The following is a 15,136-nucleotide window of genomic DNA, read 5'->3' as shown; positions in this document are numbered from 1 at the left end:
CGGGTCATGGGGGAGGGGTGCAATGGCTGGCAAACCAGTCTGCCACAATGGGCACGGCACGGAGCCTACAGCGCAGGACCAGTCTGGTGCATGGGCCAGAGCCTATGCCCGCCTGCCCCTGCCAGCCGACCTGAACTGGTTGTGGACCATAGGGGCCATTCTGTGCGCCATTCTGGCCCTTATGCTGTTGAGCGGACTAACGCTTACGCTGGCTTATACGCCCGATGCGGGTCTGGCTTTTGGCTCGGTGGAGGGGATCGAACGGCGCATGCCTGCAGGCTGGCTGCTCCGCGCCATGCACATGACCGGCGCATCCTTTTTTATGCTGGCCCTGTACGCTCATCTGCTGCGGGGGCTGTACTACCGCTCTTACCTGCCGCCACGCAAAGCTGTGTGGCTGAGTGGGTGCGGCCTGCTGGTTATGGTTATGGTAACCGCCTTTGCAGGTTATGTGCTGCCATGGGGGCAAATGTCCTATTGGGGGGCGGATGTGGCGGGCAAAGCCGTGGGGGCGCTCCCACTGGTTGGTGGGTGGCTGGAGGGTGTGTTTTTAGGGGGGGATGCACCGGGTACGCCCACTTTGCACCGTATGTTTGCGCTGCATTTTGGGCTGGCGTTCCTGATTGTGGGTATGGTTGCAGGCCATATTGCCCATGTGCATGCACGCGGCAGTTCCAGCCCGTCTGCCCGCCCGGTGGAGGTAACCGGGGCATTGCCTTTTCATCCATATTTTACGGTGCGGGACATGCTGGCCATTGTGCTGGTGGCCATCGCTTTTGTTGGGGTGTTGTGCTTCTGGCCGGAGCTGATAACCGAACCCGCCAATTACCGCCCGGCCAATCCGCTGCATACCCCGGCCGATATTGAGCCTGAATGGTATTTTTTGCCTTTTTACGGAATGATGCAGGCTGTGCCGTTCAAGCTGGGGGGGCTGCTCCTGTCCGGTGGGGCGGTGGCTGTGCTGTTTGCCGTGCCATGGCTGGATCGCGGGGCGCGGGCAGCCTGTGGCGCACCTGCTGTGGTCCGGGTTTTTGCACTGGTTGTGCTGATCTGTTCGGCTGTGGCAACCGCCTGTGCGGGGGTGCACCATATGCAGGGCAACTGGCTGCTGGTGGCCCGGTTGGGCATGGTCGGATATTACGCTTACTTTCTGGCCTATCTGCCCCTATCTGGCCGTTTGCGGCATGGGGGTAAGGCATGATGGCCCGGCGGTTCATGGTCATTGGGGCTGGTCTGTTGTGGGCCTGCACGGCATGGGGCCAGCCTTCGGGTGGGGCAGTCCAGCCCGCGCGGCAGCAATGGTCTTTTGCAGGGGCTTTGGGGCATTTTGATCTGGCGGCAGTCCAGCGTGGCTATGCGGTTTTTGCAGGCTCCTGCGCATCCTGCCATAGCCTGTCCCAGCTTCATTTTTCCGATTTTGCGGGCATGGGCCTGCAAACTGCGGAGGTCGCGGCACTGGCGGGCACATGGCAGGTGCCAGATGGGCTGGATGCGGAAGGCCGACTGAAGCACCGCCCCGCCCGCCCGGATGACGCCCTGCCATCGCCCTATTCCGGGCCGGAGGCGGCGCTGGCGGCCAATCAGGGTGTTGTGCCGCCGGATCTTTCGCGCATTCTCAAGGTCTATCCCGGTGGGGCGGACCGGGTGTACGGCCTGCTAACCGGGTACGCCCCGCAGGCCGAACGGCAAAAAGGGCGCGGTTTTTTTAACCCCTATGCTATTGGCCACTTTACGGCCATGCCCCCGCCGTTGCATGGCAACGAGGTCAAATATGCAGATGGCACAGTGCCTGATGTGCAGGCCGAAGCACGAGACGTTACAACGTTCCTTGCATGGGTTTCCGCTCCCCATCAGGACCAGCGCCGCAGGTTGGGTGTGGGAGCGGGGCTGTATCTGTGCTTTCTTGCCGTGCTGTTTGCGATTTTAAACCGGAGAATCTGGTCTGATGTCAGAAAATGAAGTTGTGGAACCCGTTATCGGTCTGGTTGGCGGGTCTGGCCTGTATGATATTGATGGTCTGGAAGACAAGGAATGGCGCACGGTGGAAACCCCGTGGGGCAAGCCTTCCGACCAGCTTCTGTTTGGTCGGCTGGATGGCGTAAAATGCGTGTTTTTGCCCCGGCATGGTCGTGGCCACCCCATTCCGCCCTCACGGCTGAACTATAAGGCCAATATTGCAGCGCTTAAAATCTCTGGCGTGACCGATATTGTCTCCCTTTCCGCTGTGGGTTCGCTCAAGGAGGAACTGCCGCCGGGTCGGTTCGTGATCATTGACCAGTTTATTGATCGCACCATTGCGCGGGATAAAAGCTTTTTTGATACGGGGTGTGTTGCCCATATTTCCATGGCGGACCCGCTGTGCAACCGTGTGGGCGATGTGCTCAAGGCCGAAGCTGACCGGCTTGGTATTGAGGCCACACGCAAGGGCACGTATCTGGTTATGGAAGGGCCGCAGTTTTCCACACGCGCGGAGAGTGAACTCTATCGCACATGGGGCTGCTCGGTCATTGGCATGACCAACATGCCAGAGGCCAGCTTGGCCCGTGAGGCCGAGATCTGCTACGCCACCGTAGCCATGGTCACCGATTATGACTGCTGGCACACCGAGCATGATAACGTAACGGTGGAAAGCGTTGTTAAAACCATGCAGGCCAACTCCGCCAAAGCCAAGGCGCTGGTCAAGGCGGTTATTCCCGCACTGGGCGGCAAAAAGCGCGGCCTGTGCAGCGCAGGCTGTGACCGCGCGTTGGAATACGCCCTGATTACCGCCCCCGATGCGCGCGACCCCGAACTTATGGGCAAGCTCAAAACCATTGCCGGGCGGGTTATCTAAAACAGAGTACACCATATAGCCTGTGCGGGTTTTTTGCCGTGCAGGTCTAATGATGGGGAACGGGCGGGCCTATGGGTTCGCCCGTTTTGCTGTGTGGGCCATTGGGCACAAAGTGGGGGGGCATGGCGCGCAGGCGCATCCTCCATGTGTGGAGCAGAATGCAACGCACAAAAAACACCGCATTTGAGAAAAATGCAGGGAGTTTATAACGATTTTTATTTTGGAAAAATGGTGGAGGGGGTTGGATTCGAACCAACGTAGGCGTACGCCAGCGGATTTACAGTCCGCCCCCTTTAGCCACTCGGGCACCCCTCCGACTTGTTGAGCACTCACCTAAAGCCTGAGCTGGGGGTTGTCAATGGCTTTGATGAATATTCTTTGCCCATGGTGGGTTAGGGGGTTTTATGCGGCGATCAGGACGTTACGGATTAGCAAAAGATTTACAGGCTTTGGGGTGGACATATGCACAGGTTAGGGGAAAAGCTGCATCCGGTTCGAGGTATCCGACAGTCACGGGGAGTTTAGGTTTTGAGCAAACACCACACAGTGCGGCGGCATACGCCCCGTTCGCTGGCGGCGCTGGATACGCCCATAGTCTCCCTGACCGCTTACACAACCCCCATGGCCCGCCTGCTGGACCCGCATTGCGACCTGCTGTTGGTAGGGGATTCGCTGGGCATGGTGGTGTACGGCATGGACTCTACACTGGCGGTGAGTGTGGAGATGATGATCGCCCACGGGCAGGCCGTTGTGCGCGGCAGCCAGAAGGCCTGCGTGGCGGTGGATATGCCCTTTGGCAGTTATCAGGAAAGCCCGCAGCAGGCATTCCGGGTGGCGGCGGATATTATGGCCAGAACGGGGGCAGGGTGCGTCAAGCTCGAAGGCGGGCAGGAAATGGCCCCGACCATAGAATTCCTTGTCCAGCGCGGGATTCCCGTTATCGGGCATATCGGGCTTAAGCCACAGGCGGTGCATGCGCATGGGGGCTTCCGCACCATTGGGCGTGGGAGCGAGGCTGAGCAGGTTATGGCCGATGCGCTGGCGGTGGAAAAAGCCGGAGCGTTTGCGGTGGTGATCGAGAGCACAATGGAACCCCTCTCCCGCGCCATAACCGAAGCCCTTGGTATCATGACCATTGGCATCGGGGCATCTCCGCAGTGCGATGGGCAGATTCTGGTCGCCGAGGATATGCTGGGTCTGTTCCCCGACTTTACGCCACGGTTTGTGCGTAAGTTTGCCCATCTGGGGCAGGAGGTAGACCGCGCGGTGGCGGATTACGCGCATGCAGTGCGCACACGCACTTTTCCCGGCCCTGCGGAATGTGTGGGCATGCCCAAGGCGGACTAAGCCTGCCAGAGTGTTTTTTGGGGGAGGTGGTGCGCCATAACCTGCATGTTTTTGTAGCGGGTTACGGCGCACCAGCCCGCACAGGTCTGGCCTGATACGGACTGGTTGTTAAAGCGGATTTTGAGGGCCGCGTTACTGGTAGCGTGAAAGCCACCATGCGTAGGACGGCGGCAGAACGGTTTTTGCGTCCTTGGCGTGCAGAATGCGCGCGGCCTCGTGCGGCCAGTGCGGGTTGGCCAGTAGCGGACGGCCGATTGTGGCGACATCCACAATCTCGTTCCGGATCAGCGCATCCGCCTGCCGCCCTTCGCTGATGTACCATGATGTGGTGACGGGCAACGCGGCTTCCTGCCGGACCTTGTGGGCGAAGGGGGCCATAAAGCCAGCACTCCATGGAATGGTGGCATCGGGGGTGGAAAAGCCCATGCTGACATCCAGAAAATCCAGCCCGTGCTCTTTCATTTTACGAACAAGAGCAATGGATTCCGCAAGAGTCTGCTCGTCATTGCCATCAAACTCAATCACGCCAAAGCGGGCCGTGAGCGGTCGGTCCTCGGGCCAGACGGCGCGCACGGCGGCCAGTGTTTCCAGCAAAAAGCGTCCACGGTTTTCAGCCGACCCACCATAGCGGTCGGTGCGTTTGTTGGAATGTGTGGACCAGAAGCTCTGCGCCAGATACCCATGGGCAAAATGGAGCATCAGCCACTCAAACCCGACATCCCGCGCCCGAATTGCCGCAGCGACAAAGTCGTTTTTAACGCGTTCAATGTCCTCAAGGGTCATTTCATGCGGAACACGCGGCAGGTTGGTGCCAAAGGCCACGGCGGAGGGGGCAATGGGCTGCCAGCCGCGCGGGTCGGTGGCTGCAATGTGGTCGTCACCTTCCCACGGAATATTGGCGCTGGCCTTGCGGCCTGCATGGGCAATCTGGATCCCCGGTGTTGCCCCTGTTTTGCGAATGCTGGCAACAATGGGGGCGTAGGCGGCTGCCTGCGCGTCATTCCACAGGCCAAGGCAGTTGGGGGTAATCCGCCCTTCGGGGGAGACTGCGGTGGCCTCCAGCGTGACAAGCCCCGCACCACCACGGGCGAGGGAGGCATAGTGTACGCTGTGCCAGTCATTGGGCATACCGTCCTGCGCCTGATACTGGCACATGGGGCCAACAGCAATGCGGTTGCGCAGTGTGCTGCCTTTGAGGGTATAAGGGTCGAAAAGCGTTGGCATGGACCATGCTCCTGTTACAGAGGGGCGTTATAGCCCCGTTAGTTCGACTATAGTCGAACTAACGGGTAAAGCAAGGGAAGAGGCAGGACCGGTATTTTTATGAAGCAGTATGACCACCCTCTGGCGCAGGATTTGCAATTGTCCTGCCTGCTTTACGCCCTGTCCGACCCGTTCCGGCTGGAGGTGGTGTGCAAGCTTGCCGCCTGCCAGCCCCAGCCTTGCGCGCCGTTGCAGGATGGACGACCAAAGTCCTCCGTGTCGCACCATTTTTCCGTGCTGCGCAAGGCGGGGATCATCCGCACCGAGGTGGTGGGCGTGACCCACATGAACTCCTTGCGGGAACAGGAGCTGGAAAGCCGTTTTCCCGGTGTGCTGGCCGCTATTCTGGCGGTGGCCAGAGCCGGGGATGTGCCCGCTTAGGGCACCAGCACAGCCGCACCGTCAAACCGGCCATGCCGCAGGTCGTCCAGTGCCTGGTTGGCGTCCTTGAGCGCATAGGTTGTGGTGGTGGTGTGGATGCCAATTTTGGGTGCGAGGGAAAGGAACTCCAGCCCGTCCTCCCTTGTCAGGTTGGCAACGGATACAATATCGCGCTCCTCCCACAACGTGTCGTAGGAAAAAGCGGGGATTTCGCTCATATGAATACCCGCGCACACCACGCGCCCACCTTTGCGCAGGGTTTTTAGGGCTGCGGGCACCAGAGCGCCATCGGGGGCAAAAATAATGGCCGCATCCAGTTGTTCGGGCGGCAGTTCATCCGAACCACCGGCCCATCTGGCCCCCAGCGAGCGGGCAAATTCCTGCGTTTTTGTGTCGTTCGGGCGGGTAAAGGCGTAAACCTCGCGCTTTTGCCAGACCAGTACCTGCGCAATAATATGTGCCGCGGCCCCAAAGCCGTACAGACCAACTTTTTGGGCGTTGTCCGTTTTGCCAAGTGATCGCCAGCCGATCAGCCCTGCGCACAACAGGGGAGCCAATGAGACATCGGACCCGACTTCCCCTATGGGGAATGCAAAATGCGCATCGGCTACAGCCATTGTGGCGTAACCGCCATCTCGCGTGTAGCCGGTAAAAATGGGGTGGTCACACAGGTTTTCGTGGTCGGTGGCGCAGTAGGAGCAATGGCCGCATGTATGGCCCAGCCACGGAATACCAACGCGCTGCCCTACCTGAAGCGATGTTACCCCACTGCCCAGCAGATCAATACGGCCTATAATTTCGTGCCCCGGTGTTACGGGCAGTTTGGGGTGGGTCAGATCGCCATCCACCACATGCAAATCCGTGCGGCACACGCCACAGGCCAGCACCTTGACCCGTATCTGCCCCGGACCGGGGGTGGGGTCGGGCAGTTCTTCCCATTGGAGCGGGGTGCGTGGGCTGTGCAGACGCATGGCGAACATGAAGGCTCTCCCTTTTGTGGGGCGGCGGGCTTGCAAAACTGGCACCCTGTGCCCGTCTGTTATGCCGCGTTGGGGCGGCCTTGGTCCATTATGTGCCGCGCGGCCCGTAGCGCGGGAAGGCCGGACCTGCGCATTGCGGGGTCACTGTAGCGGCATGACCGGGTCTGCTTTGCCCTGCGCAGGGGTAGGACTTGCTCAGAAAGGTTTGAGCAGCCGGTCCAGATAATCCAGTTCCTGTTGCGGGCGGGTGCGGTCGGAATCGCGGCGGCGCAGTTCCTGCTCAATCTCACGCGCACGCTGGCGGGCTACGGTATCGGGAATATGGGTGCTGTCATCCGTATTCTGGTCTGCACCTTCCCCTTCCTTGCGGCCGAGCGGGTCTTTGCCGGTTGTGTTTTCGTCATCCCCGTTTTCGCCCGCGTTATCGGAGGGCTGGCCATTGCCGCTTTCCCCCGCATTGCCCGAGCCGGATGAACCGTCCCCATGGCTACCAAAGGAGGGCAGGAAGCTGGGGGTGGTGTTCTGGCCGTTGCCTTTCATGCTGTCCTGCATTTGCTTGCGGCTCTGGCGCAGGGCTTCCAGTGCTTTTTCCTCCGCACTGGCGGCGGCGGCATCGTCCCCATCGGCCAGCGCCTTGCGGGCGGCGGCCATGTTTTTGCGGGCCTGTTCAAACGCATCGGGGGTTTTGCCGGTTAAGTCCTTGAACTCGTCTTTGAGTTCACTCAGGGCCTGTTCAAGCGCATGTTGGGTTGCGCGTTCCGTACGGCGTGCGGTGGCCTGTGCCTCAGCTCTGGCGGGGTCCGGCATGCCTGCCGGGGGCTGTGTTGTGCCGGGTGCGGGCTGTGTGCCCGTATTGGGTGCGCCCATGTCTGGGGGGGTGGGAAGTCCAAGCCTGCGCAGCAGTTCGGATGTGGGAAGGTTGGCGTATTCCGCGGCCTCTCCATCTCCATCATCAGCAAGATCGCTCTGCTGTTGGGAAAGGCTACGCAAATGCTCATCAAGGCGGGACTGGGCGTGGTCCAGCAGGCTGGATTCCTTGGTGGTCAGGTCGTGCAGGGCGGCGGCCTGTTCGCGTGCTTTTTGTTGCGCCAGCATCTGCTGGGCCAGAGCCGCAAGGTCCTGTGGCGTTGCGTTGCGCATGCGCTCGGTTGCGTTTTCCATCTCCTGCAGGCGTTGCAGGGCATCCCCCGAACGGCCATTGGCGGCATCGGAGCGCAGTTGCTTCATCAACCGTTCAAACGCTTTGTTCCCTGCGGCGGAAAAACCGGGCAGGTCAGGTATGGCTGTGTGGTTGCGCAGGGCGGCATCGGCCAGAGCCTGCATTTTGCGGGCAATGGCGTCCTGTAGCGCCTTCAGGCTCTGTTCCAGTTCTTCCTGCGCTTGCTGGTTGTGGGTGCCATCGCGCTTCATGTCCGCCAGTTTCTGGGCAACATCGGCCTGTGCCGCTCGGACATCAATGGAGGCCTGCGCACTGGCGTTATCGCCCGTGCGGCGGTCTTCTATGTCCAGTGCAAGGTCCCATAGCAGGTTGGTCGCGCTTGTGCGGGCGGTCTGGGCATCTATGTCGGCGTTATCAAGCAGGGCAACAATGCTGGTCAGGTTCAGGAACATGCCCGTATGCTCACGCACAGGTCCCGGCGCCTCGCCCAGAGCTTCGAGGTCTTGGGCGGTGTCCTCGCGCTTTTCCTGCTCCAGAGCAAAACGTCTGCGTACGTCCAGAATGGCGCGGGCAATGGGGGAGTGGAAAACCCGCCCACCAAGCCTGAACGTAGCTGGCGCGCTTAGCCCCTTGTGGCCGCTGGTGGCGGTGGCTTCAATCTGGCCGGTCACTTCCTGCCCAGCCCACGGGTCTTCCGACAGGTCGGGCGCGACAACATTCTTAACCGATCTGGGGTGCCCGCTCAGGGGGAGGGGAATACTCAGCTCCCGCTTGGGGTTGGCGCCACGGGCAGGGTGGGCGGCGTGGAACACGACCTTTACGTCCGACAGGCCATAGGCATGGCTGGCGGTGTAGGGCAGGCGGGTGTGCCAGTCCCCTTTGGTGGCGGCACCGGGGGATGGCCCCCATGCGACCTGTGGCGCCAGATCCGGCAGAACAGTAATGAGCCAGCTTGCAATGGTGCGCCCCCGCCCGGTCAGGCGGAGCAGGCCGCTATGGGTGAGTGTAACGTCCAGCTTCCAGCTATGTGGGTCCAGCTTCTGGCGTTTTGCATCCTGCGCCACCATGCCGCGCGCGCCTTGCAGCACGGGGTGGGAGGCCATGCCGTTTACAATAACGGTCAGGTGCGCGCCTTCGAGCACCTGTGGCACAGGGTGGCCCGCGCTTAAAAACACGGGGGCGTCCGGTGCGTAGGTGGGGGGGGTGATCCACGCATCTATGTGGGGCAGAGGCACGTCCGGGTCATCACGCCCCGGCACAAAGGCTGCCAGAATGCGCCCCGGAGCGGAGGTGCCTGCAATGCCCGTGGCAATGCCAAGGGCTACCACCAGACCGGCGGCGGTAAGCTGGCGTATGCGCCCCTTTGGCATAAGGTTGGGCCAGCCTGCCCGCAAATGACCAAGGGAGGCCAAAAGCCGTTGCCGGTGGGCCTGCCACAGGATGGTGCTGCTGGTATGGGGGAGTGGAGCGGGGGTGTCCATCAGGCTGGCAAGGGGGCGGTTGTGCAGGCCGGATGCCTGTTCGATCCGGCGGTCAACCTCTTCTGCCGCTGTGGGCCGCAAACGGCCCAGATCGGTATGGAGCCGCCAGCCACACAGGCTCAGCCAGCCTGCCACACTCACAAGGCGCAGGCCATCGGGCAGGTGTTGGGGCAGGCGGAGCAGACCTGCCAGCGTGTAGGCTCCCAGCATGGCCAGTGTGGGCTGGAGTGCTGGCCAGAGCCGCTCAATGTGCAAAACAAGGGCCGCATGGCGGCGCACATGGGCCAGACGGGCCGCCAGTGCGCCATCCTGCGCGGTTGACGCGGTCAGATCATGTTTCAGACCGCCCATGTGTCATACTTTTCCGGTCGGGGGGGCTGGCAGGGCTTCATCGCGCCATAACTCTTCCAAAGTCTGCCGGGGGCGTATGACAGTCCATTGTCCGTTCTCTACCAGAACCTGCGTTGCCAGAGGGCGGCTGTTGTAGGTGGAACTCATGACCGCACCATAAGCGCCCGTGTCCAGAATGGCTATACGGGATGCACGGCCAAGGGGGGGGAGCAGGCGGTCGCGCGCAAAAGTGTCACCGCTTTCGCAGACCGGGCCAACAACATGGGTGGGGGCTACGGGCTGGCTGAAGGACTGGGGAGCCAGCGGCACAATGCCATGCCATGCGTCATACATGCTGGGGCGGACCATGTCGTTCATGGCGGCGTCGAGCACTACAAACGGGCTGGGTAGCCCTTCTTCCTTGCGCAGGATCACGCTGCTCAGCAGCACCCCAGCCGGGCCTATGGGCCAGCGCCCCGGCTCAATGCTCAGCCGCAGACCAAGTTCGCCCAGTTCCGCGCGAATGGCGCCCGCCAGTGCTTCCGGCTGGCCTTCCACCTCGTTGCGGTAGCTGATGCCCAGCCCGCCGCCACAATCCACGGCCTCAACACTCCGGCCACCTGCACGCACGGTGCGCACCAGTTCGGCCACGCGGGCATAGGCGGCGCGGTATGGCGCGGTGGAGAGAATCTGGCTGCCAATATGGGTGGCAAACCCAACCGGGTTCAGGCCGGGCAGGGTAAAGGCGTGGGCATACAGGGCGGCTGCGTTGTCAAAGGGAATGCCAAATTTGTTGGCGGCAAGTCCTGTTGTAATCTTGGCGTGGGTTTTGGCGTCCACATCGGGGTTGATGCGCAGCGTAACGGTGGCCTGCTTGCCAAGACGTGTGGCAATGGCCGAGATAATGGCCAGTTCCTCGGCACTTTCCACATTGATCTGACCAACGCCCAGACCAATGGCGTATTCCAGTTCCGCATCGGTTTTGCCTACGCCGGAAAACACCACACGTTGCGCTGCAATGCCTGCCTTCTGGGTGCGGGCCAGTTCACCACCGCTCACAATATCCGCACCGTACCCTTCCTGCCCGATCAGGGAGAGAACGGACAGGTGGTCATTCGCCTTGACTGCGTAGTGAATGCTCACGTCCAGCCCGGCATTTTTCATGGCGGCCTGCATGCGGCCAAGGCGCTGGCGCAGCGTGCCTGCACCCAGCACCCAGCAGGGTGTGCCCACGGCATCGGCAATGGCGTTAAGGGGAACGCCCTCAAACATCAGCCCGCATACGGGGTCTGTTGTGAGTTGGGGGTGTGTTGCCAGAAGTTCAGCAAGCGAGGGATCGGCATCGGTATAGACGGGTAGGTCAGCCATGAGGCGAACAGGGCCTTAGGAAAAAAGGGGCAGGGTCATGGGTGGGCGAAGCGGCCAGCAGCCCTGCACCGGACGTGCCTTGGCACAGGTGCGGGGGCTGTTGTGCCCGGTATACGCTCAGTCCGGCGGGTAGATGTGGGGGAAGGTAATCTGGCTGTGGGGGCCGGGGGCGACATTGGGTCCCTTTTTGCCACATGCGGCCAGTGGCAGGCACAACACGGTTGCCAGAAACAGGCCGATGAACAGGCGGGGGGTCATCGTGTTCAGCCTTCTGCTGTGGTGGCGGGGGCTGCCAGCGCGTCCAGCCAGCGCGTGGCCTGTGCCGCAACGTTGGAGCCAGCGGTCCCGCCTTCGCTTGTGCGGGAGGCTATGGAGGCGTCAACGGTCAGGACGGAGTAGATGTCCTGCGTAATGCCCGGCTCCTCGGCCTGCATTTCAGCCAGTGTCAGGTCTGCCAGACCAATGTTCCGGGCTTCCGCGCGGGCAACAAGGCGGCCTGTGACGTGGTGGGCGGTGCGGAAGGGGACCTTGAGCACACGCACCAGCCAGTCTGCAATGTCGGTCGCGGTGGAGTAGCCAGAGCCTGCCAGCGCGCGCATCTGCTGGGTGTTGGCGGTCATGTCGCGCACCATGCCATCACATGCGGCAAGGCACAGGGCGGCGGCATCCGTTGCTGCAAAAACGGGTTCTTTATCTTCCTGCATGTCCTTGGCGTAGGCCAGCGGCAGACCTTTCATGACCGTTAGCAGCCCGATCAGGCTGCCGTTTATGCGGCCTGTTTTGGCGCGGACCAGTTCGGCTGCATCCGGGTTGCGCTTTTGCGGCATGATGGAGGAGCCGGTGGTAAAGGCGTCTGAAAGCCGGATGAAGGAAAAGGGGGAGGAACACCAGATCACAATTTCTTCGGCCATGCGGGAGAGGTGCATGGCCATGATGGACAGGGCGGACAGGTATTCAAGCGCAAAATCCCGGTCGGAGACCGCATCGAGCGAATTGGCCGTCGGACGGTCAAAGTGCAGCAAGGTGGCCGTCATCTTCCGGTCAATGGGGAAGGACGTGCCAGCAAGGGCGGCCGAACCAAGGGGGCATTCGTTCAGGCGGCGGCGCGTGTCGGCCAGACGGCCACGGTCGCGGGCCAGCATTTCCACATAGGCCATAAGGTGGTGGCCAAATGTGACCGGCTGCGCGGTTTGCAGGTGCGTAAAGCCGGGCATGGGGTCGGCGGCATGGTCGCGCGCGCGCTCGGCCAGTGCGCGCATGAGGGATGCAACCTGCTGGTCCAGCCCGTCTATGGCGTCGCGCACCCACAGGCGGAAGTCGGTTGCCACCTGATCATTGCGCGAGCGCGCGGTGTGCAGGCGTTTGCCAGCCTCGCCAATCCGTTCGGACAGGCGGGCTTCGATATTCATGTGAATGTCTTCCAGCGCTTCGGAAAAAGCAAAGTCGCCTGCTGCAATTTCCGCGCCAATTTCGGTCAGTCCCTTGCGGATTGCCGCTTCATCCTCGCGGGAGATGATGCCAACATGCGCCAGCATGGCCGCATGGGCCAGAGATCCTGCAATATCCTGCTGCCACAGAGCTTTATCAAAGCTGATGGAGGCGTTGATGGCCTGCATGATGTCCGAAGGTCCACCCGCAAATCGTCCGCCCCACTGCGCATTGGCATTGGCTGTGGTGGCTGCTTGGGCCGGGGGCTGGTTCTTCAAAGACATGGTTGGCTGACCTGTTCGTTTGCATGTATTGTTGAGCCGCAGCCATAATACCGCAGAGGGCTGAATGCAAAGCCCATCCTACCGGCGCATGCCTTGGTGCGTAAACCACCATTCGTGCGTCAGATCATGCCAGTGCTGCGGTGTGGGCGGGCTTTTTATGCCCGATGGGGGGTGCGTGGGGGTGGCTGCATGCCCATTTCTCTGCTTATAAAGTGTGTAAATTACAAAGGGTTCAGGAAAAAACCATGGCTCACGAACTTGCAACTTTTGGAGTGATCGACCCCGCAGCCAATGTGCTGCTCGAAGTGATCAGGGCAGAAAACCCGGTGACCGCCGTGCGCCGGCTGGAAGAAAAGATGCGTGGGCCAGAATACGTGGCCGCCCGCAGCTACAGCGAAGGTGGCGAAGAATCGCTCGATGGCACGGACCCGGCCTATCTGGTCTACGCGCTGGATGGCAGCGGTCTGGACGCGGAAGGTCTGGGTGGTGAGGACGCAGGCCGCGTAAGGGCAGAGGCCGATCTGGCGGCTGTTATTGTGTCTTCCGCCCAATAAGGCGCTTTTTTTTTGGACTTTGGATGGGGTGCGGGCATGCCCCCATCTGACCAGACTGGCAAATGCCTGAGACCAGATGACAGAAACATTGGCTGAGAGCTTCAGGGTTTACGGGCGCGATTCAGGCCAGCCTTTTGTGCTGGTGAGTGACCATGCGGGGCAGGCCATCCCCCCCGCACTGGAGGGGCTGGGCCTGAGCGCGGATGAGCGTGCGCGCCATATCGGGTGGGATATCGGCATAGATGGTGTGGGCCGCAAATTGGCCGATGCCCTGCCTGCCGTGCTGATCGAGCAGGTCTATTCCCGTCTGGTTATTGACTGCAACCGCGCGCCCGGCCACCCAACCTCCATTGTCACGCAAAGCGATGGCACACTGGTCCCGCGGAACCAGATGTTGAGCGCGCAGGATGCAGCATGGCGCGAACAGGCCATTTTGCACCCCTACCACCAGCGGATCACGCAGGAAATTGACGCCCGGCTGGCCCAAAACCGCCCCGTGGTGGTGGTGGCCCTGCACAGCTTTACCCCCGTCATGCGTGGGCAGGAGCGCCCGTGGCATGCTGGCCTGCTGCATAACCACGACCCGCGCCTTGCGCATATCATGATCGATCTGCTCCGGGCGGAGGGGCTGGTTGTGGGGGATAATGAACCCTACGCCCTGACCGATACATCGGATTACACCATTCCCCTGCACGGCGAACAACGCGCATTGCCGCATATTGAAATTGAAATCCGTCAGGACCTGATTGCCCACCCCGCCGGTCAGGCGGAATGGGCCACCCGGCTGGCCTGCCTGCTCCCCAGAGCATGGCAGATTTTTTGCACAAGGTACGAACAGCGGCCATGACCACATCTTTACCCACCTCCGCGCCACAGATCATTACCGGCAAGGCCAGACTGGCCGGGGTGCTGGGCTGGCCGGTCGAACATTCCCGCTCGCCTGCGCTGCACAACTACTGGCTGCGGCGTTATGGGGTGGATGGCGCCTATGTGCCCCTGCCCACGCCCCCCGAATATTTTGTGGCCGCCGTGCTGGGGCTACAGGCTGCGGGTTTTCGGGGCGCCAATGTGACCATCCCCCACAAGGAGGCCGCCTATCAACTGGCCGATGTGCTTGATGCCTCCGCCCGGCGGGCTGGGGCAGTCAACACGCTTGTGTTCCGCGAGGATGGCAAAATTCTTGGCCTTTCAACCGATGGCGGCGGGTTTGTCGCCAGTCTGGAGGCCAGCAACCTGTCCCCCAGACCCCAGACCCGCGCCCTGCTGCTGGGGGCCGGTGGGGCCGCGCGCTCCGTGGCGGCCGCCTTGCAGGACAGAGGGGTCAGGGTTGCCATAACCAACCGCACGCAGGAGCGGGCCGAGGCACTGGCCGCAGCGCTCCCCGGTACGGATGTGCTGCCATGGCATGTGTGGGAGCCGCGGTTGGGAGAATTCGCCCTGCTGGTCAATACGACCTCGCTAGGTATGGAGGGGGGGCCGGACCCGGCGTTCAGCCCCTCTTTGGTGCATGCATCAGACCATCTGGTTGTGGCGGATATTGTGTATGTTCCCCGCGTGACCCCCCTGCTGGCCGCGGCAGCGGGGCAGGGGCTGCGCACGGTGGGGGGCCTGGGCATGCTTTTGCATCAGGCGCGCCTGGGCTTTAAGGAATGGTTTGGTGTTGACCCGCAGGTGGATGACGCAACGCAGGACTATGTTCTGAACAGCTTCTGAAGCACAGTCCATGCC

14 protein-coding genes and 1 tRNA gene are annotated in these 15,136 nt (G+C 61.7%); 8 read left to right on the top strand and 7 right to left on the bottom strand.

Features of this window, described 5'->3' with window-relative positions; all coding sequences use genetic code 11:
- The first annotated feature begins 22 nt into the window (after nt 1-22).
- Genes AABE20_RS02520 through AABE20_RS02510 form a run of 3 tightly spaced genes read left to right on the top strand, consistent with a single transcriptional unit; the run spans nt 23 to nt 2,833 of the window.
- Nucleotides 23-1,201: a cytochrome b gene (locus AABE20_RS02520; RefSeq protein WP_338331663.1), complete on the top strand. Its 1,179-nt coding sequence runs from the start codon at nt 23-25 to the stop codon at nt 1,199-1,201.
- A complete protein-coding gene (locus AABE20_RS02515; RefSeq protein WP_338331662.1) occupies nt 1,198-1,959 on the top strand; it encodes a cytochrome c1 in 762 nt (253 codons plus the stop codon). Before AABE20_RS02520 ends, AABE20_RS02515 begins: the two co-directional genes overlap by 4 nt.
- Nucleotides 1,946-2,833: an S-methyl-5'-thioadenosine phosphorylase gene (locus tag AABE20_RS02510; RefSeq protein ID WP_165990695.1), complete on the top strand. Its 888-nt coding sequence runs from the start codon at nt 1,946-1,948 to the stop codon at nt 2,831-2,833. Before AABE20_RS02515 ends, AABE20_RS02510 begins: the two co-directional genes overlap by 14 nt.
- 229 nt (nt 2,834-3,062) lie before the next feature.
- Here AABE20_RS02510 and AABE20_RS02505 read toward each other — a convergent pair.
- Nucleotides 3,063-3,148: transfer RNA gene (locus AABE20_RS02505), tRNA-Tyr, on the bottom strand.
- 213 nt (nt 3,149-3,361) lie between these two features.
- Between AABE20_RS02505 and panB the strand changes: the two genes are divergently transcribed.
- Nucleotides 3,362-4,180: a 3-methyl-2-oxobutanoate hydroxymethyltransferase gene (gene panB, locus AABE20_RS02500; RefSeq protein ID WP_338331661.1), complete on the top strand. Its 819-nt coding sequence runs from the start codon at nt 3,362-3,364 to the stop codon at nt 4,178-4,180.
- 132 nt (nt 4,181-4,312) lie between these two features.
- Here panB and AABE20_RS02495 read toward each other — a convergent pair whose 3' ends face one another.
- Complete coding sequence (locus AABE20_RS02495) at nt 4,313-5,404, bottom strand: NADH:flavin oxidoreductase/NADH oxidase (protein ID WP_338331660.1); 1,092 nt, start codon at nt 5,402-5,404, stop codon at nt 4,313-4,315.
- A gap of 99 nt (nt 5,405-5,503) precedes the next feature.
- On the opposite strand from AABE20_RS02495, the gene AABE20_RS02490 reads away from it, so the two are divergent.
- On the top strand, nt 5,504-5,824 hold the full coding sequence (locus tag AABE20_RS02490; RefSeq protein ID WP_338331659.1) for an ArsR/SmtB family transcription factor: 321 nt from the start codon (nt 5,504-5,506) through the stop codon (nt 5,822-5,824).
- Here the strand turns inward: AABE20_RS02490 and AABE20_RS02485 are convergent.
- From AABE20_RS02485 to argH, 5 genes are all read right to left on the bottom strand, one after another.
- Entirely contained in the window at nt 5,821-6,804 is a 984-nt protein-coding gene (locus AABE20_RS02485; RefSeq protein ID WP_338331658.1) for a zinc-dependent alcohol dehydrogenase family protein, read from the bottom strand. The genes AABE20_RS02490 and AABE20_RS02485 overlap by 4 nt on opposite strands.
- Before the next feature lie 195 nt (nt 6,805-6,999).
- Nucleotides 7,000-9,795, bottom strand: a complete 2,796-nt coding sequence (locus AABE20_RS02480; protein ID WP_338331657.1) for a DUF4175 domain-containing protein — start codon at nt 9,793-9,795, stop codon at nt 7,000-7,002.
- Between the two features lie 3 nt (nt 9,796-9,798).
- Nucleotides 9,799-11,142, bottom strand: coding sequence for a diaminopimelate decarboxylase (gene lysA / locus AABE20_RS02475; protein WP_338331656.1), 1,344 nt, complete (start codon nt 11,140-11,142; stop codon nt 9,799-9,801).
- A gap of 117 nt (nt 11,143-11,259) precedes the next feature.
- Complete coding sequence (locus tag AABE20_RS02470; protein ID WP_338331655.1) at nt 11,260-11,400, bottom strand: hypothetical protein; 141 nt, start codon at nt 11,398-11,400, stop codon at nt 11,260-11,262.
- 5 nt (nt 11,401-11,405) lie between these two features.
- A complete protein-coding gene (gene argH, locus AABE20_RS02465; RefSeq protein WP_338331654.1) occupies nt 11,406-12,854 on the bottom strand; it encodes an argininosuccinate lyase in 1,449 nt (482 codons plus the stop codon).
- A gap of 245 nt (nt 12,855-13,099) precedes the next feature.
- On the opposite strand from argH, the gene AABE20_RS02460 reads away from it, so the two are divergent.
- From AABE20_RS02460 to AABE20_RS02450, 3 genes are all read left to right on the top strand, one after another.
- Complete coding sequence (locus tag AABE20_RS02460) at nt 13,100-13,408, top strand: hypothetical protein (RefSeq protein ID WP_338331653.1); 309 nt, start codon at nt 13,100-13,102, stop codon at nt 13,406-13,408.
- A 76-nt stretch (nt 13,409-13,484) separates the two neighbouring features.
- Nucleotides 13,485-14,255, top strand: a complete 771-nt coding sequence (locus AABE20_RS02455; RefSeq protein ID WP_338331652.1) for an N-formylglutamate amidohydrolase — start codon at nt 13,485-13,487, stop codon at nt 14,253-14,255.
- Nucleotides 14,252-15,121 carry a shikimate dehydrogenase gene (locus AABE20_RS02450; RefSeq protein ID WP_338331651.1) on the top strand — a complete coding sequence of 290 codons (870 nt, stop codon included), beginning with the start codon at nt 14,252-14,254 and terminating at the stop codon, nt 15,119-15,121. The genes AABE20_RS02455 and AABE20_RS02450 overlap by 4 nt, the downstream gene beginning before the upstream one ends.
- Nucleotides 15,122-15,136 lie beyond the last annotated feature (15 nt).

Source organism: Acetobacter zythi (assembly GCF_963921165.1).
Taxonomy (GTDB): Bacteria; Pseudomonadota; Alphaproteobacteria; order Acetobacterales; family Acetobacteraceae; genus Acetobacter.
This window is presented reverse-complemented; position numbering and strand designations above follow the sequence as displayed.

Excerpts from the sequence above, each read along its gene's own strand:
- argH (WP_338331654.1), bottom strand. The coding sequence starts at position 12,854 with ATGTCTTTGAAGAACCAGCCCCCGGCCCAAGCAGCCACCACAGCCAAT.
- AABE20_RS02460 (WP_338331653.1), top strand. The coding sequence starts at position 13,100 with ATGGCTCACGAACTTGCAACTTTTGGAGTGATCGACCCCGCAGCCAAT.
- AABE20_RS02520 (WP_338331663.1), top strand. The coding sequence starts at position 23 with ATGGCTGGCAAACCAGTCTGCCACAATGGGCACGGCACGGAGCCTACA.
- AABE20_RS02470 (WP_338331655.1), bottom strand. The coding sequence starts at position 11,400 with ATGACCCCCCGCCTGTTCATCGGCCTGTTTCTGGCAACCGTGTTGTGC.
- AABE20_RS02455 (WP_338331652.1), top strand. The coding sequence starts at position 13,485 with ATGACAGAAACATTGGCTGAGAGCTTCAGGGTTTACGGGCGCGATTCA.
- AABE20_RS02495 (WP_338331660.1), bottom strand. The coding sequence starts at position 5,404 with ATGCCAACGCTTTTCGACCCTTATACCCTCAAAGGCAGCACACTGCGC.
- AABE20_RS02510 (WP_165990695.1), top strand. The coding sequence starts at position 1,946 with ATGTCAGAAAATGAAGTTGTGGAACCCGTTATCGGTCTGGTTGGCGGG.
- AABE20_RS02515 (WP_338331662.1), top strand. The coding sequence starts at position 1,198 with ATGATGGCCCGGCGGTTCATGGTCATTGGGGCTGGTCTGTTGTGGGCC.
- AABE20_RS02450 (WP_338331651.1), top strand. The coding sequence starts at position 14,252 with ATGACCACATCTTTACCCACCTCCGCGCCACAGATCATTACCGGCAAG.
- AABE20_RS02490 (WP_338331659.1), top strand. The coding sequence starts at position 5,504 with ATGAAGCAGTATGACCACCCTCTGGCGCAGGATTTGCAATTGTCCTGC.
- lysA (WP_338331656.1), bottom strand. The coding sequence starts at position 11,142 with ATGGCTGACCTACCCGTCTATACCGATGCCGATCCCTCGCTTGCTGAA.
- AABE20_RS02480 (WP_338331657.1), bottom strand. The coding sequence starts at position 9,795 with ATGGGCGGTCTGAAACATGATCTGACCGCGTCAACCGCGCAGGATGGC.
- AABE20_RS02485 (WP_338331658.1), bottom strand. The coding sequence starts at position 6,804 with ATGTTCGCCATGCGTCTGCACAGCCCACGCACCCCGCTCCAATGGGAA.